The organism is Streptomyces sp. NPDC018019 (assembly GCF_044327805.1).
Classification (GTDB): domain Bacteria; phylum Actinomycetota; class Actinomycetes; order Streptomycetales; family Streptomycetaceae; genus Streptomyces.
Window position 1 is genome coordinate 78,936 of sequence record NZ_JBIRGD010000004.1, and the last position, 18,281, is coordinate 97,216.

At 70.1% G+C, this 18,281-nt stretch carries 21 protein-coding genes; 15 read left to right on the plus strand and 6 right to left on the minus strand.

The features are described from left to right. Positions 1–159 precede the first annotated feature (159 nt). Genes ACH4FX_RS08705 through ACH4FX_RS08735 form a run of 7 tightly spaced genes read left to right on the plus strand, consistent with a single transcriptional unit; the run spans position 160 to position 3,434 of the window. Positions 160–522, plus strand: coding sequence for a hypothetical protein (locus ACH4FX_RS08705; protein ID WP_398345525.1), 363 nt, complete (start codon positions 160–162; stop codon positions 520–522). Further along, entirely contained in the window at positions 519–854 is a 336-nt protein-coding gene (locus tag ACH4FX_RS08710) for a hypothetical protein (protein ID WP_398476574.1), read from the plus strand. Before ACH4FX_RS08705 ends, ACH4FX_RS08710 begins: the two co-directional genes overlap by 4 nt. Then, a complete protein-coding gene (locus ACH4FX_RS08715) occupies positions 851–1,282 on the plus strand; it encodes an excisionase family DNA-binding protein (RefSeq protein ID WP_398476576.1) in 432 nt (143 codons plus the stop codon). Before ACH4FX_RS08710 ends, ACH4FX_RS08715 begins: the two co-directional genes overlap by 4 nt. After that, on the plus strand, positions 1,279–1,980 hold the full coding sequence (locus ACH4FX_RS08720) for a hypothetical protein (protein WP_398476577.1): 702 nt from the start codon (positions 1,279–1,281) through the stop codon (positions 1,978–1,980). Before ACH4FX_RS08715 ends, ACH4FX_RS08720 begins: the two co-directional genes overlap by 4 nt. Next, positions 1,977–2,246 (plus strand): hypothetical protein, encoded by a 270-nt coding sequence (locus tag ACH4FX_RS08725; RefSeq protein WP_398476579.1) that lies wholly within the window; start codon positions 1,977–1,979, stop codon positions 2,244–2,246. Before ACH4FX_RS08720 ends, ACH4FX_RS08725 begins: the two co-directional genes overlap by 4 nt. Positions 2,247–2,273: 27 nt before the next feature. Beyond that, complete coding sequence (locus ACH4FX_RS08730) at positions 2,274–2,654, plus strand: hypothetical protein (protein ID WP_398476581.1); 381 nt, start codon at positions 2,274–2,276, stop codon at positions 2,652–2,654. Positions 2,655–2,684: 30 nt separating this feature from the next. After that, positions 2,685–3,434, plus strand: a complete 750-nt coding sequence (locus ACH4FX_RS08735; RefSeq protein ID WP_398476583.1) for a hypothetical protein — start codon at positions 2,685–2,687, stop codon at positions 3,432–3,434. A 282-nt stretch (positions 3,435–3,716) separates the two neighbouring features. Here ACH4FX_RS08735 and ACH4FX_RS08740 read toward each other — a convergent pair whose 3' ends face one another. Continuing rightward, positions 3,717–4,040, minus strand: coding sequence for a hypothetical protein (locus ACH4FX_RS08740; RefSeq protein WP_398476585.1), 324 nt, complete (start codon positions 4,038–4,040; stop codon positions 3,717–3,719). 169 nt (positions 4,041–4,209) lie between these two features. On the opposite strand from ACH4FX_RS08740, the gene ACH4FX_RS08745 reads away from it, so the two are divergent. After that, positions 4,210–4,503, plus strand: a complete 294-nt coding sequence (locus ACH4FX_RS08745) for a GntR family transcriptional regulator (protein WP_398476587.1) — start codon at positions 4,210–4,212, stop codon at positions 4,501–4,503. A 22-nt stretch (positions 4,504–4,525) separates the two neighbouring features. Here ACH4FX_RS08745 and ACH4FX_RS08750 read toward each other — a convergent pair whose 3' ends face one another. Next, on the minus strand, positions 4,526–5,080 hold the full coding sequence (locus ACH4FX_RS08750) for a GNAT family N-acetyltransferase (protein ID WP_398476589.1): 555 nt from the start codon (positions 5,078–5,080) through the stop codon (positions 4,526–4,528). Beyond that, the gene (locus ACH4FX_RS08755; RefSeq protein ID WP_398476591.1) at positions 5,077–6,336 is read right to left on the minus strand and encodes a hypothetical protein; all 1,260 of its coding nucleotides are present in this window, start codon (positions 6,334–6,336) and stop codon (positions 5,077–5,079) included. The genes ACH4FX_RS08750 and ACH4FX_RS08755 overlap by 4 nt, the downstream gene beginning before the upstream one ends. A gap of 330 nt (positions 6,337–6,666) precedes the next feature. Between ACH4FX_RS08755 and ACH4FX_RS08760 the strand changes: the two genes are divergently transcribed. The 5 genes from ACH4FX_RS08760 (at position 6,667) to ACH4FX_RS08780 (ending at position 9,474) form a co-directional block, all read left to right on the plus strand. Next, positions 6,667–6,825, plus strand: a complete 159-nt coding sequence (locus ACH4FX_RS08760) for a hypothetical protein (protein WP_398476593.1) — start codon at positions 6,667–6,669, stop codon at positions 6,823–6,825. Beyond that, a complete protein-coding gene (locus ACH4FX_RS08765) occupies positions 6,816–7,037 on the plus strand; it encodes a hypothetical protein (RefSeq protein WP_398476595.1) in 222 nt (73 codons plus the stop codon). The genes ACH4FX_RS08760 and ACH4FX_RS08765 overlap by 10 nt, the downstream gene beginning before the upstream one ends. Before the next feature lie 174 nt (positions 7,038–7,211). After that, positions 7,212–8,330: a radical SAM protein gene (locus tag ACH4FX_RS08770; RefSeq protein ID WP_398476597.1), complete on the plus strand. Its 1,119-nt coding sequence runs from the start codon at positions 7,212–7,214 to the stop codon at positions 8,328–8,330. 6 nt (positions 8,331–8,336) lie between these two features. Beyond that, complete coding sequence (locus tag ACH4FX_RS08775; protein WP_398476599.1) at positions 8,337–8,516, plus strand: hypothetical protein; 180 nt, start codon at positions 8,337–8,339, stop codon at positions 8,514–8,516. Positions 8,517–8,598: 82 nt separating this feature from the next. Beyond that, positions 8,599–9,474 (plus strand): GNAT family N-acetyltransferase, encoded by an 876-nt coding sequence (locus tag ACH4FX_RS08780; RefSeq protein WP_398476601.1) that lies wholly within the window; start codon positions 8,599–8,601, stop codon positions 9,472–9,474. 305 nt (positions 9,475–9,779) lie between these two features. On the opposite strand, the gene ppdK is transcribed toward ACH4FX_RS08780, so the two are convergent. Next, positions 9,780–12,518, minus strand: coding sequence for a pyruvate, phosphate dikinase (ppdK, locus tag ACH4FX_RS08785; protein ID WP_398476603.1), 2,739 nt, complete (start codon positions 12,516–12,518; stop codon positions 9,780–9,782). A 442-nt stretch (positions 12,519–12,960) separates the two neighbouring features. Further along, positions 12,961–14,088, minus strand: coding sequence for a tRNA dihydrouridine synthase DusB (gene dusB, locus ACH4FX_RS08790; protein WP_398476605.1), 1,128 nt, complete (start codon positions 14,086–14,088; stop codon positions 12,961–12,963). A 215-nt stretch (positions 14,089–14,303) separates the two neighbouring features. Here dusB and ACH4FX_RS08795 point away from each other — a divergent pair, with 215 nt between their 5' ends. Then, positions 14,304–15,785 (plus strand): MFS transporter, encoded by a 1,482-nt coding sequence (locus ACH4FX_RS08795; RefSeq protein WP_398476607.1) that lies wholly within the window; start codon positions 14,304–14,306, stop codon positions 15,783–15,785. Here the strand turns inward: ACH4FX_RS08795 and ACH4FX_RS08800 are convergent. Beyond that, positions 15,758–16,651, minus strand: a complete 894-nt coding sequence (locus tag ACH4FX_RS08800) for a helix-turn-helix transcriptional regulator (RefSeq protein WP_398476609.1) — start codon at positions 16,649–16,651, stop codon at positions 15,758–15,760. The genes ACH4FX_RS08795 and ACH4FX_RS08800 overlap by 28 nt on opposite strands. Positions 16,652–16,752: 101 nt before the next feature. Between ACH4FX_RS08800 and ACH4FX_RS08805 the strand changes: the two genes are divergently transcribed. Continuing rightward, positions 16,753–18,201 carry an MFS transporter gene (locus ACH4FX_RS08805; RefSeq protein WP_398476611.1) on the plus strand — a complete coding sequence of 483 codons (1,449 nt, stop codon included), beginning with the start codon at positions 16,753–16,755 and terminating at the stop codon, positions 18,199–18,201. Positions 18,202–18,281: the final 80 nt, after the last annotated feature.

Genomic DNA, 18,281 nt, shown 5'->3' on the forward strand with positions numbered 1-18,281 from the left:
CAGTCCCGTCCCACCCCCTTTAGGGGTGGGACGTGGGACCAACCCGAGATGGCACCGGCTGCTCGGTACCACTCCCTCATCCCTTCCACCACCGCGGAATGTCCGTCCGCGTCGTTCGGCGTCTCGCGCGCGTGCGCGAGGCCGATTGGAGTCAGAATCTTGACCAGCACCCGCCGCCCTGCCGCCGTACTCGCCCTCGCTCAGGGCCGTACGACCGGGCAGGCCGCCAAGGCGGCCGGAGTCTCCGGCCGCACCGTCCTGCGTTGGCTTGACGAACCCGAGTTTCATCGCGAGGTCGCCGACATGCGCACCGAGTTGCTACAGCTCGCCGTCGGCCGCCTCGCCGCCGGCGCCACCAAGGCCGTTGACGCCCTGGTCGACGCGCTCGACACCGAGCGCGGGCAGGCCCGCGTACAGGCCGCTCGCACCCTGCTCGACGCCTGCCTCTCGCTGCGCGAATCCCTCGACCTCGAACAGCGCCTCGCCGCTCTTGAACAGGACGAGGAGGCTCGCCGCCGATGAGCCGCCCTACTCCGCTCGCCCGCCGCCTGGTCGCCATTGAGAAGCAGCGCGACGGCCGACGCCTCATGCACGCCTACCGGCTGACCGACGGCCGTACGGTGCGTCTGTCCACCCTCGATGTGCTGGGAGCCCTGCACGACGGCCTCGCGCTGCACGGCCAGCACGTCACCGAACCGCCGTCTGACGTCGTCCGCTGCCTGGCTCTGCTCGCCCCGGACGACGACACGTCGCTGATGGGCAGCCTCACGCGCTCCGTTGCCACTGAGTGGTGCGCCGCTTACAACGAGGGGCGCCCCGTGTCCCTTCACGATGACGAGGGGGCCGACGGATGAGCCACCTCGGCGCCGATCACTTGACGCGCGCCGACGGGGCCGTGATCATCCTGCCCTCGGTGGCGGGCGAGGTGCTGCGCGCCCTTATACGTGACCTCACAACCCGTGTGCGTGCCGATGGGGGCGAGGTACCCGCCAGTGTCCGCCAGTTGCTCTACGCCCTGCATACGGCCGCACAGCGCGCCGAAGCGTTCGATTCCGTCACTGCGCCGTTCGATTCTTCCGCTACCGGAACCACCCCCGACCCGTCAGGCACGGTGTCAGTAGCAGAGGCCGCCGCGCTGATGGGCTGCTCAACTCGTCACGTCCGCGCCCTCATTGCCAGCGGCCGGCTACCCGCCGAACGCGTCGGGGCACGCGTGTGGGCCATCGACGCCGCCGCCCTCGACCACTACCGACACCACCGAACAGGAGATGCCCGACCATGACTGCCGCCACGACCACTGACCAGACCGGAACCGGAGCCGCCGAGCAGGCCGAGCAGGAAGCCAGCGAGGCCGAGCAGTTGCTCGCCGCACTGGAGGAACGCGTACGCGACGGGGACGAACAGGTCACCGCGCAGCAGCTCGCCGACGCCCGTGAACTCGGACGCTTCGCCAAGCTGCGTGCCGAGGCCGCCCGGCGTAAGGCCGAACGCGCCGCCCAGGTCGCCGCGGACAAGGCGCGGGCCGACCGCCTCGCCAAGGCCGCCGCCATGACCGCGCCCGGCGGGGCACTCGACGCCGCCGCGCTCGCCGCCGTGTACGCCACCGCACGAGATGCGGTTCGGGCGTTCGTTACGGCCTCCGAGACGTACAACGCCGCCATCAAGGAAGCCACTGGACTGCTCGCCGCCGCGAACGTGCCCGACAGTACCTACGGTGACCGCCCCGCCCTCGGCGCCATGGCCCGTTGGGGCACAGACACGCTGCGCCTCGCCGACGGCACCCACATCCACCGAACGGGAACCGGACTCCGCCTCGCAGTCCTGCTTGACGACCTCGACCGCGAGTTCGCCGGCATCCCGACCGGCGGCTACCACCCGCCGTTCGGGCGGACTCCGCTTGCCGATCAGGCCGCCCGCGGACGCGATGCTCAGCCGCACTTGCACGTACTCGCCAACCAGCAGGCAGGGGGTGCGGAGTGATCAAGCGCGAGCACGTCACCCACGACAACCACCAGCAGGCCGCCGCCACCCCGCGGAGCCGCGCCAAGGCAAGCGAGCACTACATGTCCCCCGCCTACCTCCGTTGGGCCGAGCAGGTCGAGCAGGCCGCCCGCCCGCCGGTCGACACCTTCACCCTGCCCACCACCACGGCCGAGCTGGATGCCCTGAGCTACCCCGACCGCGTGCGCGTCTACACCGAGGCACCCGCCCTCTATGACCAGCTCACCGGCCGCACAGGCGCCTGACGCCCTACGACCAGGAGACCCGATCCCATGAGTACCGCCACCGTCCACCCCTCCCAATGGGACGACCGCACCCCCGAGAGCTGCCGCGTCCCGTGGCGCAAGATCACCGCTGCGGACGCCCGCTCCGGCCCACTCAGCACGCATCCCGTGATGGGTGAGCGCGGCTTCGTTCACCCCGCTCCCTGGTGGGTCGACGGCACCCTCTACACCGATGACGCCCGTTGGCTCGCCCTCGTCCGCGACCAGGCCGCCAAGAGCGGCGAGGAGATCACAGACGAGGCCGCCCCCGACGGTCCGCCCGCCGACCACCTCGCCGAGATCGAAGCCATGCGCCGCTATGCCGAACTGCACGGACTGCACCCCGCCGCCGCCCCCACCCCCAATGCACCCCGCGTCCGCCCGTACTGAACTATGCGCAAAACCAAGGGACTTACACACATGCCCATGCTCACCGGCCCCGACCACATCGACGCCAACACCGCCACCCGCCGACTCAGCCAGACCCGCAAGACTGAGCTTGTCGAGCTGCGCCGCACCCTCGACGCCGCTCTCGCCGCAGCCCGCACGTTCCGCGACCCCGACCTGACCGACGAGGCCAACGCCCGACGCCGCGCCGACATGGAGCGCACCGCACGCACCCAGGCCGCCGCCACCCTCGACCGCATCGAGCGGGAAGCCAACAACGCCGCCGCCCTGGTACGCACCGTCGCCGACAAAGCCAGCGCCGCGGGCCAGCCCCGCGACGCCGCCGGGCAGCTACTCGCAGAGACTCGGCAGGCGCGCGCATGGGATCGCGCCCGCGCACTCCTCGACGCCGGCCGCACCCCGCAGGAAGTCATCAAGGGGGCCGACCTCGACACCCTGCACGCCCTGCGCGCCGAACTGCCTACTTACCTCTCCGCTCAGCGCACCAAGCCGCAGGGCCTCGCCGGAGCAGAATTCACCGAGGTCAACCCGGCCCGCATCCTGCACACCATCGACCGAGCGCGCCTCGATCACCTGCCCAAGGAACAGGCCGCCGCCCTTCGTGCCCGCCTCGACCTCGACGCCATCGAGCCCGGTCTACGCGAAACCTTCGCCGGACTGCGCCGCGAAGTCGATGGCACGGCCGACCCCGGCAACGGCCTGCGCACTGCCGTCGCCGCCCGCCTCGCCGACCAGCAGGCCGCCCCGCCGCCCGCTACGTAGGGACCTCAGCCCCGCAGCGACGCCCCGACACGACGAAGCCCCGCCCGGCACTGCATAGCCGAGCGGGGCCTTTCGCTGCCTGCGGGCGCTACCTGGCAGCCTCCTCCGGCGTCATGCCGGGAACTTCATACGGTGCGCAGTTCGGACAGGCCCACTGCGTCCAATCGGGGCCGCTTGCACGAGGGACGAACCGCACGAAGACCAGGGCACGCGTCAGCTTTGAGCAGCGGCAGCACACGGCGGCCCTCTCTGGCGGAACAAGCGGAAAGCAGCGGTCCGCCCTCATGCGGACACCGCACAGCTAGCCGTGAGCGGCACCGGACCGTACGGGTAGTCGATTCCCATCGTGGCGAGTGCCGCCGCAATGCGCCTCTCCCGCTGCCACTCACACTCGCGCTGCCGCTCCCACGCGAGCAGGTACCGAGGGATGCGGAACTCTTCTCGGGCCGGCATCGAGCGCGCGAGCACGTGCAACGGGATTGGACGCGCGCAGATGACGCGCACGGCGGGCGTCTCGTCCGGCGTCGTGCTTGCGCGGTGCTTGCCGCGACCGGGGATGAACAGCAGGCACAGGCACGCCGCTAAACGGGCGATAAGGTCGGTCACGTTCGTCAGCTCCCAAATAGCTGATGGGCTTCGCCCCGGTGACGGCCTGGCCGCTGTCACCGGGGCTTTGTCGTAGACGAAGCTATACCAGTAGGTACTAGTCGTACAGGCTGGAGAGTGTACGTATAGCTCCGAGCAGCTAAGAAGCTAGCGCCCTACGCTCTGCGGCATGAGCGAATACGCGCCGGAGGAGTACGGACCGGATGACGAGATCATCCACGGCGGGCCGGTGCCGGTGTACGTACAGATCGCCGGCGTGCTGCGCGCCCGCATCAACCGCGGCGACTGGAAACCGCTACGCCCCTTGCCGGGCGAGCAGCGTCTCGCCGACGAGTTCGGCGTCGCTCGCATGACCGCGCGCAAAGCCGTTCGCGTGCTTGCGGACGAGGGGACGCTGTTCGTCGTTCCGCAGCGAGGCGCGTTCGTCTCCGCCCCTGAGCAGCCCAGCTCCGAAGAGGCGTAACGCGGCGCCCGTTCGACTGCCCTTACGTGGTCTTCCGCGGCAGATCGAGGACCATCACGTCATGCAGGGCCGCCCCGTCCCACGGGTGAGCCTCCCCGACCTTGCGGTACCCCCACGACCGGTAGGCAGCCTGTGCAGCCTCGACATTCGGCCGCGCGTTGAGCAGTACCCGTTCCTCCGTGGCATCGGCGAGCACTGCCTCGTGCAGGCGCCGGGCTACGCCGAGGCGACGCCACGGGGCGCGCACCGCAAGTTCGATCAGTCCGAACGTCCGGTGCCCGTCCTCACGGCGCAGTTCGTCGGGTATAGGCGTAGTCAGCCGGCCCCACCAGCCAGTAGCAGGGCTGAGAGGGTAGCCGTAGGCCATACCGATCGGCTCACCGTCGCCAGCGCGGGCGAGGGCGGCTCGGAACGTTGCCTTACGGACCTGCGAGCGGAACCGCCGGAAGTTCGCTTCGACGTCCTTCTCGGACTTGTTGTAGGGCGGCTCGGCAAATGCCTCGGCGTAGACCACGGCGAACGCGTCTTCGGCCTTCGCTGCGTCCGCACCACTCATGCGCTCTACCGTGATCGTCATCGGCTCCCACCCCGCGTCATCTCGCGGATGCGCTCGACCGCGTCGCGCGCTACAGGAGCACCGAGGCGTACAGCGGCCCGCTCGAAGGTGCGCAGGCGGCGGCGCAGGCGCACCGACGACACTCCACCGCAGGCATCGAGCACACCCGTCATCTCGTGGCACGCATCCTCTACCTCGTCCGTGTCGAGCAGCGTCTGCGCGAGGCGTGCGCGGTACCAAGCGGTATTGCGGGTGTAGCCGCCCCCGAGGCCGGCGACCGCCGAGCGCAGGAATGGCACGGCCCGCTCGGGCCGACCCTCTCGGGAGTAGTAGGCCGCCGTCGCATAGTCGACCTCGACGGGTCCGGCGAACCGCGCCCACCGCGGCACCTCAGCGTCGGTATCGGCACGCCCCTGATAGGACACGGCACGGCTCAGTGCCCGACGCGCGCCCGGCAGGTCGCCTGAGTGCGTCGCCGCGCTCGCCTCACGAAGCGAGATCACCAGGCGCACCGTCGCCCCTGCGCCCGCCCGGCGCGCGAGGCCGTAGGCGTTTTCGACCGCCGATGCGGCTTCCCAGTACCGCCCTGCGTCGACGGCGAGCAGGCACAGGGTGTTGAGCGCGCGGACTTGCAACAGGGGGTTGTCGATGAGCTGTGCCGCAGTCATCGCTTCCATGCAGGCGGCGCGGGCCTCGTCGGGCGGGCCGCCGTCGTACCCGAACCAAGCTCGGTGGCAAGCGAGTTCGCACACCATCGTGTGCAGCTCACGGCCGACTCGGCTCGTGTAGACGCTACTGCTCAGTGTCCGCGTGATCTGCTGCTCAAGCTGCTTGGCGCGAGCCTTAGCGGGAATGCCGCCGGATCTGTGGTCGACCGCGTACAGGCCGACCAGGTCGGCCCGGAGTGCCGCCGCGTCGCTCGTACCGATGCGCGGACCGTGTTGATCGGGGAGGATCGCCGCTGCCGCGAGCGCCCCCGTGCCGGTGACGAATGCTCGACGTTTCACCTCTCCATCGTCACCGATCCTCCGAGCCGCTTCGTTCCGGCGAGGTGGGACCTCGAACCCCATCTCGGCGAGCGGCACGCCGAACATGGCCTCTAGTACGTCCTGCTGGCTCGGGTGCGGCAACGGCGGAGGGGACTCGTTCTCCCACCGCCGAAGCTGCCGGACGCTCACCGACGCATCGACGCCCAGACGTGCAGCCTCTCGGGCGAACGCGGCAACAAAGGTCACCTGTGTGTACCCGGCTTTACGCAACCGCGCGAGTTTGCTCACGCCTGCACCTGCCATGCGCTTCCCCTCGCGTTCGGGCAATTCCCTTCTCAGGGTACTGACTTGATCAACGGGCGACGGCAAAAGCGTCCGCCTAAACGTCCGGTCGCCGGGCGCCCTCGGACACCGCCGAAGCGGTGCACTGATGAAGCACCACGTCATGAGGCAGACCTTCGAGGGGGTTCACCCGTGATCAGTCCGCGAGCGCGGCAGAACGCACCGTACGGCGTCGGGGCTCACTTGGCAGACAGGCGCCGCGGCCGAACGGGCGTGGTGATGGCCTCGACTGCCTCGCGCGTGTGGCTTCGTCCGGTCAGTGGTGGCCGTGAATGGGTGGCGCGTATAGACGAGGTGTCCCTCGCCGCCGGGGCCGCGTACCGAATTCGGCACGGTGACCCGTGCTACTGGACCGCCCATGAGATCGAGGTCTACCTCGACCTCGTGACCGGGGCTGCCCGGCCGCTCGTACCGGAAGGCAGCAGATGGCCGTAGGAGTACCGGGGTGGCTGTACATCGGCGCACACGTGGTGGACATGTCCCTCAACCGCGAGGGCGTAGTGCACGGCATGGGTGAGCCGTATGTGCAGGAGGAAACGCCCTCGTGCGTGTGGCTGCTGCCACCGCACGGCGGATACGAGTGGCGAGCGAAGATCGCGGACGTGTGTCCCGCCGAAGGAGCACAGGAGACATGCGGCAGCGACTAGCAGTACTGCTGTGGATCTTCCTGTGTATCGCCGTCGTCGTGCCGCTCGCCATCGCAGCCGATCCGAGGCGATAGCCCACGAACTCCGCCCCTGCCGGTGACTACCCACCGTGCTCCCCCACGAGCCGAGCCCCGGCAGGGGCGGACCCACCTCCCGAGGAAGAGAAGAGGGGACATGCACGAACTGATTGCCAGCCCGTTCCTGGAACAGCACATGCTCGTACGCCCTGGGGACTCGTCCGGGCTGTTGCTCCCCGAGGCGAACTACGAGGAGCTGCGGCGCGCGGCCGGCAGCGACGCCCCCGCCCCGCCGTGGCTGCTCGACGCCGTCCGCGAGCGGTGGGGGACGCACATCGGCGACCGCGCCATGACCGACTACCTACTCGTTCGGGAGCCGTCCGCGCACGGCTACTCGCGGGCGAGTTGGGAAATCAACCTCGGCTGTAACTACCAGTGCAAGCACTGCTACCTCGGCTTGAAGGTCTTCTCTGGCATGTCGCTCGCCGACAAACTCAAGGTGCTGGGAGTCGTCCGGGATGCTGGGGTGCTGTTCTTCCAGATCACCGGCGGCGAACCGACCGTCGACAAGCACTTCATGCACACCTACGAGGCAGCGTTCCGCATGGGCATGATGCTCACGGTCTCGACGAACGCCTCCCTCCTGTGGCGCGAGAACCTGCTGAGCATGTTCGAGCGGTTCCCGCCGTACCGGGTCACCGTGTCGATGTACGGCGCCACGAAGGACAGTTACGACGAGTTGACCCAGCGCCGTGGCGCGTGGGAACTGTTCCAACGCGGCATGGTGGCCGCCCGCGAGGCGGGGCTGCCGCTGAGACTTTCGATCATCGTCACCGAGGACAACGCGCACGAGGAACAGCAGATGGTCGCGCTCGCCGAGCAGTGGGCCATCGAGCACAACGTCTACACGAACATGACGCCGACGATCTACGGAGGCGCCGAGTCGCTCACCGCCCAGTCGAAAGAGCATCTGCGGATGCGAAAGCCGTTCACCGGGTGCAACGCGGGACACACCTTCTTCCACGTCGACCCGCACGGCCTCGCCTCGATCTGCAAGATCGGGCGTGACGATCAAATCAATCTCGCCGAGGAAGGGCTCGACGGCCTCGCACGGCTGGGCGCCGTCGCCGACCGACTCATGCTTCGCACTGGCGGTTGCTCAGGCTGCACGCTCGCCGGCCAGTGCGTTGTGTGCCGTCCGCTTGCCAAGCACTACCAGGAGGCGGGGGCGCAGAAGGAAACCTACTGTCAGCACGGAATGAAAAAGGCAGGGTGAAGCCGCATGACAGCCGTATCCGTCGAGATGGCCCCGATTCAGCCCTCGGGGACCGTGCCCTACGCGACGCGTCCCGTCACGCCCGCCGCAGCCCCGGTCACCACGGTCACCGTGGTGCCGCGGCTCGACGAGGTCATGGACAGCGCGATGTGTTCGTGCCAAGCGGGCGACGACAACCCGCACTGACCGCAACCGCTCGATCCCGCTCAGGCCCCGACACTTTCGTGCGGGGCCTGAGCCCTGTGTGGCAGGCGAGTAATGTGCCGCCATGCGATTCCGCTGGGACTGGCTAGGACCCGAGATCACCGCCCCGTACGTCCCGACGATCGGCCCCGTGCACCCCACCACGCTTGGGCCGCAACTGTTCGCCGATGTCGTCGCCAACGCACCTACCGGTCGTTTCCTCCCGCACGACAAAGACCAACGATGGTCCGACGTGAAGACCGAACGTGTGCTTGTCGAGGACATCGCTCACAACCCTCACGAGACGTTGCTGCCGACCCTGTCGCGGCGGGGTGCGGGAACGGTGAGCGTCCACCTGTACGGCACGCACCCCGACGGGCACGACCTCGCCGCCGACCTCGCCATGAAACTCTGCGCCACGCATGACGCAGCGACCGGTCGCGTCGTGTCGTTCGCAGGCCCGGAAGAACGGCCAGCCGCTCAAGGGCAGGTGACCCGCGTCCAACTCCGCGAGTTCGGCCCTGAGTACCCGGCCCACGCCCCCGAAGGGGTACACCCACTCACCGACTGCCCTGTATCCGTGCAGGCGACGTTCCCGAGATTCGCCGAGCTGCTTGCCGACGAGGGATTCGCCTTCCTGCACGACCGTATGGGGGCCGGCGGTGTCGGACCCGTACTGGTCGCGGTCGACGAGGGGCGCGTCGTGGGCGCCATCGGACCGATGGAGGTCATGCCCGATTCACGCGGCGCCGCCCGCCTGCTCCCGCAGTACTTCGGCATCCTTCCCGAGCAGCGGGGCCGCGGCCTCGGGCGCGCTTTGTGGCGTGCGGCGATGAGCTGGGGGCAGCGGAACGGCGCCGCCTACCAGCTTCTACAGACCGAGGTCGGCGGCGCTTCTGATCATCTGTGCCGGTCCGAGGGACTGCGGTCGCTCGGGTTCGTCTGCGTCACCAAGGTGTGAAAGCGCGCCATGCCGCCGAGAGCCGTCTGTGCCCCGGCTCACCGACACATGGTGAACCGGGGCACTGTCCTGCGAGGCCGCCTTACCCGGAGGGCACAACGAGGGCACAAGGGCCAGGAAGATCCCGGAAAACTACGGCAATCACTGCGAGTAGTTTTCGCACGTCAGGGCCATGATCGTTGCGTTCCCGCAGATCACAAAAGCGAGGGCGGCACCTCCGCACAGGTGCCGCCCTCGTCGGGATCCGGAGCCGGGAGTGGGGGTGAGGGTCGGCCCCCGGCCGGCTCCGGTCGTCGTCGTCCGGGTCAGCGGCTGTCGCTGCCCAGGGACTCCGCCGCCGCGCGGCCCGCTTCGAGGCGGGCGACCGGGATGCGGAACGGGGAGCAGGAGACGTAGTCCAGGCCCACCTCGTGGAAGAAGTGCACCGACTCCGGGTCGCCGCCGTGTTCGCCGCAGACGCCGAGCTTGAGGTCGGGGCGGGTGGCGCGGCCGGCCTCGGCGGCGCTGCGGACCAGGGACCCGACGCCGTCCTTGTCGATGGTCTCGAACGGGCTGACGCCGAAGATGCCCTTCTCCAGGTAGGCGGTGAAGAAGCTGGCCTCGACGTCGTCGCGGCTGAAGCCCCAGACCGTCTGGGTCAGGTCGTTGGTGCCGAAGGAGAAGAAGTCGGCGGACTCGGCGATCTGACCGGCCGTCAGCGCGGCGCGGGGCAGCTCGATCATCGTGCCGAGGGTGAGCTTGAGGTCCACGCCGCGGGCCCGCTCGACCTCGGCGATGACCTGCTCGGCCTCCTCACGGACGATCTCCAGCTCCTGGACGGTGCCGACCAGCGGGATCATGATCTCGGCGCGCGGGTCGCCCTTGGCCGCGCTCCGGCGCTCGGCCGCGGCCTCGGCGATGGCCCGTACCTGCATGGCGAACAGGCCGGGGATGACCAGGCCGAGGCGGACGCCGCGCAGGCCCAGCATCGGGTTCTGCTCGTGCAGCTTGTGCACGGCCTGGAGGAGGCGCAGGTCGTTCTCGTTGGGGTCCTTGCGGGACTCGGCGAGGGCGACGCGTACGGACAGTTCGGTGATGTCCGGCAGGAACTCGTGCAGCGGCGGGTCGAGCAGCCGGACCGTCACCGGCAGGCCGTCCATCGCCTCGAACAGCTCGATGAAGTCGGCCTTCTGGAGGGGCAGCAGTTCGCCGAGGGCGGCTTCGCGGTCGGCGTCGGTGTCGGCGAGGATCAGGCGCTCGACCATCTCGCGGCGCTCGCCGAGGAACATGTGCTCGGTACGGCACAGGCCGATGCCCTGGGCGCCGAAGCGGCGGGCGCGGGCGGCGTCCTCGGCGTTGTCGGCGTTGGCGCGGACGCGCAGCCGGCGTACCCGGTCCGCGTACGCCATGATCCGGTGCACGGCCTTGACCAGTTCGTCGGCGTCGTCTGCGCCGGCGTGCATCCGGCCCTCGAAGTACTCGACGACCGGCGACGGGACGACCGGCACCTCACCGAGGTAGACCTTGCCGGAGGAGCCGTCGATGGAGACGACGTCGCCCTCCTCGACCACGATGCCGCCGGGCGCGGTCATGCACCGGCGCTTGGTGTCGACCTCCAGCTCCTCGGCGCCGCAGACGCAGGTCTTGCCCATGCCGCGGGCGACCACGGCGGCGTGCGAGGTCTTGCCACCGCGCGAGGTGAGGATGCCCTCGGCGGCGATCATGCCGTTGAGGTCGTCGGGGTTGGTCTCCCGGCGGATGAGGATGACCTTCTCGCCGGAGCGGGACCACTTGACCGCGGTGTAGGAGTCGAAGACGGCCTTGCCGACGGCGGCGCCGGGCGAGGCGGCGATGGCCCGGCCGATCATCTGGGTCTTCGCGTTCTCGTCGAAGCGCGGGAACATCAGCTGGGCGAGCTGCGCGCCGTTGACCCGCTGGAGGGCCTCGGCCTCGTCGATCAGGCCCTGGTCGACGAGCTGGGTGGCGATACGGAAGGCGGCGCCGGCGGTGCGCTTGCCGACGCGGGTCTGGAGCATCCACAGCTTGCCGCGCTCGATGGTGAACTCGATGTCGCACAGGTCCTTGTAGTGCGTTTCGAGGGTTTCCATGATGCGCATCAGCTCGTCGTACGACGGCTTGTCGATGCCTTCGAGGTCGGCGAGCGGCACGGTGTTGCGGATGCCGGCGACGACGTCCTCACCCTGCGCGTTCTGGAGGTAGTCGCCGTAGACGCCCTGCTGGCCGCTGGCCGGGTCGCGGGTGAAGGCGACGCCGGTGCCGGAGTCCGGGCCGAGGTTGCCGAAGACCATCGAGCAGACGTTGACGGCCGTGCCGAGGTCGCCGGGGATGCGCTCCTGGCGGCGGTAGAGCTTGGCGCGGTCGGTGTTCCACGAGTCGAAGACCGCGCGGATGGCGAGGTCCATCTGCTCGCGGGGCTCCTGCGGGAACTCCCGCCCGGTCTCCTTGGCGACGATGTCCTTGAACTGCCCGACCAGGTTCTCCAGGTCGGCCGCGTCCAGGTCCACGTCGACGCGGACGCCCTTGGCCCGCTTGGCCTCCTCCAGCGCCTCCTCGAAGAGGTCGCCGTCCACGCCGAGCACGGTCTTGCCGAACATCTGGATGAGCCGCCGGTAGGAGTCCCAGGCGAAGCGCTCGTCGCCGGCCTGGGTGGCGAGGCCGGAAACCGACGCGTCGGACAGGCCGATGTTCAGCACGGTGTCCATCATGCCGGGCATCGAGAACTTCGCCCCGGAACGCACCGATACGAGGAGAGGGTTGTCGGCCTGGCCGAGCTTCTTGCCCATGGTCGCTTCGAGCGCTTCGAGGTGCTCGGTGACCTCGGCACGCAGTGCCGCGGGCTCCTGGCCGCTGTCGAGGTAGACCTTGCACGCCTCGGTGGTGATCGTGAATCCCGGCGGAACGGGAAGCCCCAGGTTGGTCATCTCGGCGAGGTTGGCGCCCTTGCCGCCGAGGAGGTCCTTGAGGTCCTTGTTGCCCTCGGTGAAGTCGTAGACGAACTTCGCAGGCTCGGACGGGGTTACGTGGGGATCTTGTGTTTCCGGCACGGGACTCTCTCCTCGCCGACGGACTGCCCTGACGGCGAGGAACATACCCAGATCGAAGGTGTCTGGGTACGTCCACACGGTCGACATACGCCCGTAACCCGCCGTCCGCCAGCAGATCGAAAGTCGCGACGGCCCGAGGAGTTGATTCAAAACTTGAATGCAAGATGGCGCAGGGCGACGGAGAGCGGCCCGGGGCGCTACCCAGCGCGAAAATTTCTTGATCACATGAACGCGGAAGGGGTGGCACCCAGTGCCACCTATTGGAGAGGTGCACTCCCCCGCGATCTGCTCATCTGAGCGCGACCCCTATCAAGGGTGGCGAGAATCACGCCCTCCCGTACGCCACGGTCCCGCCATGCGGACCCGGAAACGGACCCGGCCCGGCCCCGAGCCGTCCTCGGAACCGGGCCGCATGCGGACCGCGATCGGCCCGGTGGGCGCCTCAGCCGCCCGAAGTGTCCAGTTCCGCGTCGGCCGTGACGCCCGCGCAGTCGTACGGGTCGTCCAGCCAGCCGTCCGGCAGGACCACCCGGTTCCGGCCAGATGTGCGGCCACGGGGTCCGTCGGCACCCGCCGGCCAGGGCTGATCAAGGTCCAGCTCGCTCATCAGAGCGTCCAGTTCGTCCAGCGACGAGGCGATTGCCAGCTTCTTGCGCAGCTCCGAGCCGATCGAGAAGCCCTTCGTGTACCAGGCGACGTGCTTGCGGAAGTCGATGACGCCGCGCGCCTCGTCCCCCAGCCACTCCCCCAGCAGCGTGGCGTGCCGCAGCATCACGGCAGCGACCTCCTTGAGGGTGGGCCGCGCGTACGTGCCCGTCCCTTCGAAGGCCGCCACCAGGTCGCCGAAGAGCCACGGCCGCCCCAGGCAGCCGCGCCCCACGACCACGCCGTCACAGCCGGTCTCGCGGACCATCCGCAGCGCGTCGTCCGCCGACCAGATGTCCCCGTTGCCGAGCACCGGGATCTCCGGGACGGCCTCCTTCAGGCGGGCGATGGCCTCCCAGTCGGCGGTGCCGCCGTAGTGCTGGGCCGCCGTCCGGCCGTGCAGCGCGATGGCCGTGACGCCCTCCTCGACCGCGATCCGGCCCGCGTCGAGGTAGGTGATGTGGTCGTCGTCGATGCCCTTGCGCATCTTCATCGTCACCGGCAGGTCACCCGCGTTGGAGACCGCCTCGCGCAGGATGGAGCGCAGCAGGTGGCGCTTGTACGGCAGGGCCGAGCCGCCGCCCTTGCGGGTCACCTTCGGCACCGGGCAGCCGAAGTTCAGGTCGATGTGGTCGGCCAGGTCCTCGTCGGCGATCATGCGGACGGCCTTGCCGACGGTGTCCGGGTCGACGCCGTACAGCTGGATGGAGCGCGGCTTCTCCGTCTCGTCGAAGTGGATCAGCTGCATGGTCTTCTCGTTGCGCTCGACCAGTGCCCGCGTCGTGATCATCTCGCTGACGAACAGGCCCTTGCCGCCGGAGAACTCCCGGCACAGCGTCCGGAAGGGGGCGTTGGTGATCCCGGCCATCGGCGCGAGGACCACGGGCGGCTGCACCGCGTGCGGGCCGATCTGCAGCTGAGTCATGGGGAGCGGGTTTCCTTCGGGGTCGGCGGCGGACTGAGCGACCTCCCATTGTCGCGCACTCGGCCGGCGGCCTCGCCAGAGCCGTAGGTCCCCGTCGTCGCACCGTCGTCGCGCACGCGCGGCGGCGGCCGCACAGAGCCGCAAACCCCGGCGTCACGCACACGGGCGGCGGCCTCCCCGGAGCCGCCGGTCCCCGCTGGTTGTAGCGTTCACCTATGCCCCAGCTCAGCCACCGGCGGCGCCTGCTGGTCCTGGCCATCTGCTGTATGAGCCTGCTGATCGTCAGCCTCGACAACACCGTGCTGAACGTCGCGCTGCCCTCCATGCAGAAGGACCTGGACACCACGCTGTCCGGCATGCAGTGGACGATCGACGCCTACACCCTGGTCCTGGCCTCGCTGCTGATGCTGGCCGGCTCCACCGCGGACCGGCTCGGCCGGCGCCGCGTCTTCCAGACGGGCCTGGTGGTCTTCGCGCTCGGCTCGCTGCTGTGCAGCCTGGCGCCGAACCTGGAGTGCCTGGTGGCGTTCCGCATGGTGCAGGCGGTCGGCGGCTCGATGCTCAACCCCGTCGCGATGTCGATCATCACCAACACCTTCACCGAGCCGAAGGAGCGGGCCCGGGCGATCGGGGTGTGGGGCGGCGTGGTCGGCATCAGCATGGCGGCCGGGCCGATCGTCGGCGGGCTGCTGGTGCAGAGCGTCGACTGGCGGGCGATCTTCTGGATCAACGTGCCCATCGGGGCGCTCGCGCTGTTCCTGACCGTCCGGTACGTGCCGGAGTCGCGCGCTCCGCATCCGCGCCGGGCCGATCCCGTCGGCCAGCTGCTGGTGATCGCGCTGCTCGGCACCCTGACGTACGCGATCATCGAGGCCCCGGCGGCCGGCTGGACCTCGCCGCTGATCCTGGGCTTCGCCGCGGCGGCCGTCGCCGCGCTGGCCGGACTGCTGTGGTACGAGCGGCGGCGGGCCGAGCCGCTGATCGATCTGCGGTTCTTCCGCAGTGCGCCGTTCAGCGGAGCCACGGTCGTGGCGGTCTGCGCGTTCGCCGCGCTCGGCGGCTTCCTCTTCGTCAACACGCTCTACCTCCAAGACGTCCGGGGCCTGTCAGCGCTGGACGCGGGGCTGCACATGCTGCCCATGGCAGGCATGACGCTGGTGTTCGCGCCGCTGTCCGGGCGGCTGGTCGGGGCGGTGGGCGCGCGGCTGCCGCTGCTGCTGGCCGGGCTGACGATGATGGTCAGCGGGGTGCTGTTCGCGGCCTTCGAGGCGGAGGCGAGCACACCACTGCTGTTCACCGGGTACGTGCTTTTCGGCATCGGATTCGGGCTGGTCAATGCGCCCATCACGAACACCGCGGTCTCCGGGATGCCGCGTACGCAGGCGGGCGTGGCGGCGGCGATCGCCTCCACCAGCAGGCAGGTCGGGCAGTCGCTGGGCGTCGCGGTGATCGGCGCCGTACTGGCCAGCGGGACCCGCGCCGCCGCCACGGGCAGCCAGTTCGTGGAGGCGAGCCGTCCGGCATGGTGGATCATCGCGGGCTGCGGCGCCGCCGTACTGCTGCTGGGCGCGCTGACCACCGGCCGCTGGGCGCGCGAGACCGCGCGCCGTACTGCGGAACGGCTGGAGTCCGCGCAGGACGGGCAGTCCCCGCCACACGGGCCCGGCGATCAGCCCCCGGCGCGGATCAGCGTCTGAAGCTTTTCCAGCCGCTCGCGTGTCTCCTCGTCGTCGGGTGTGTAGGTGAGCATCTTGGGCCCGTGATTGGGGCCGGTCCACAGGCCGGTGGAGGACAGCCGCAACAGGCCCACGTCCTTGTGGCGGAAGATCTTGGAGTGGCTCACCGGCCGTACGACCTCCTGGCGCGCCCAGATCTCACGGAACTCCGGCGAGGCCGCCTCCAGCCGCGCCACCAGCGCCTTCCAGGCCGGTTCGGCGACGTGTCCGGCCATCGAGGCACGGAACTTGGCGGCCATCACGCACAGGGTCTTGTCCAGGTCCACCAGGCTCGCCCGCCAGTCGGCGTTGGTGAACGCCAGCCACAGGCAGTTGCGGTCCTCCTCCGGCAGCGTGTCCAGATCGCACAGCAGCCGCCCGTACGTGCTGTTGTACGCCAGGATGTCGAAGCGGCTGTTCTGGATGACGGCGGGGAACGGCACGAGCTGGTCGAGCATCTGCCGCATCGCCTGCGGCACGCCCGTGCACTCCTTGCCGCGCACCGGGTCGGCCACGCCGGCCAGCGCGAAGAGGTGGCCGCGCTCGGCCCGGTCCATCAGCAGCGCGCGGGCCACGGCGTCCAGCACCTGCGGCGAGACCTGGATGTCCCTGGCCTGCTCCAGCCACGTGTACCAGGTGACGCCGACCGCGGACAGGTGGGCGACCTCCTCGCGGCGCAGGCCCGGCGTACGGCGGCGGGGGCCGCGCGGCAGGCCGACCTGCTCCGGGGTGATCCGCTCGCGGCGGCTGCGCAGGAAGGCGGCCAGCTCACCGCGCCGGACGGCGCCGTCCGTGGGCGTCGGCCGCTGTGCTGTCTCCCGTACCGTCTCCGGCATCGTGGCGGTCATGATCCCAGCGTGCCGGAAGACCCAGCCGGTTGCCAGGTAGCCCTGGTACCAGGATAAGGAGACTCTGGTACCCCCCTGGGCGGCGGACGATCGTCTTCCCTGTGAGCGATACCGACGTACGAACCCTCCCCACGCGGACCCCGGAGTCCGCCCCCGCCCGTCCCACCCATCCCGCGCTGACCACGCTCGGGCTGTTCACCGTGCTGCTCGGCGCCGCCCTGCCGATGATCGACTTCTTCATCGTCAACGTGGCCCTGCCGACCATCGACCGCGATCTGCACGCGGGCCCGGCCCTGCTGGAGATGGTCGTCGCGGGCTACGGCGTCGCGTACGCGGTCCTCCTCGTCGTCGGCGGCCGGCTCGGCGACATGGTCGGCCGCCGCCGGCTGTACCTGTGGGGGCTGGCCGCCTTCGGGATCACCTCGCTGGCCTGCGGGGTGGCGCCGGACGCGTGGACGCTGGTCGCGGCGCGCGTCGCCCAGGGCGCGGCGGCGGCGCTGATGCTGCCGCAGGTGCTCGCCACCATCCAGTCCACCACCACCGGAGCGCGCCGCGCCAAGGCAGTCAGCCTGTACGGCGGTACGGCCGGGGTCGCCAGCGCTGTCGGCCAGGTGCTCGGCGGACTGCTGGTCGCCGCCGATCTGGCCGGGACCGGCTGGCGCGCGGTGTTCCTGGTCAACGTGCCGGTCGCCGCGGCAGCGCTGCTGCTCGCGCTGCGCACCGTGCCGGAGACCCGCTCGCCGCACCCGACCCGGGTCGACGGCCCCGGCACCGCCCTGCTGGCCGTCGCGCTGGTCAGCCTGCTGCTGCCGCTGACCGAGGGCCGCGCGGCAGGTTGGCCGGTGTGGTCCTGGCTGCTGCCCGTCGTCTTCCCGTTCGCCGCCGCGGCGTTCGTCGTCGTGGAACGGCGTGCCGAACGGGCCGGCCGCACCCCGCTCGTCCCCCCGTCCCTGCTGCGCCTGCGCTCCGTACGCAGCGGCCTGGCCCTGATCCTGCCGTTCTCGGTGGGCTTCGGCGGCTTCATGTTCGTGCTGGCCGTCGGCCTCCAGGACGGCCTGCGCTACGGGCCGCTGGCGGCCGGACTGTCCCTCGCCCCGCTGTGCGTGGCCTTCTTCTTCGCCTCGCTGGCCGGTCCGCGCCTGGTGGCGCGCTTCGGGCGCCGGGTGGTGCTGGCCGGTTCGCTGATCCAGGGCACCGGGCTTCTGGTGCTGGCGCTGGTCTTCCGTACGCAGTGGCCGGACGTCCCCGCTGCGGCCATGGCGAGCGGTATGGCGCTGCTCGGCGTGGGCCAGGGCTTCGTCCTGCCGATCCTGATGCGGATCGTGCTGAGCGAGCTGCCCGCCGCCCAGGCCGGCGCGGGGAGCGGCGCCATGGTCACCACCCAGCAGGCCGGCCTGGCCCTGGGCGTGGCGACCCTCGGCACGCTCTTCCTCGGCCTGCTGCCCTCGATGGGCGTACGGGACGCCTTGATCGTCGCGCTGCTCGCGCAGGTGGCGACGGTGGTGCTGAACGTGGCACTGACGTTCCGGCTGCCGCGGGTGGTGCGCTGACGCGGGGTGCGGGAAGGGCGATACAGAGCATGGACTGACAGATATTGAAATCTGTCAGCAGTCATGCCATGGTTGTCGTG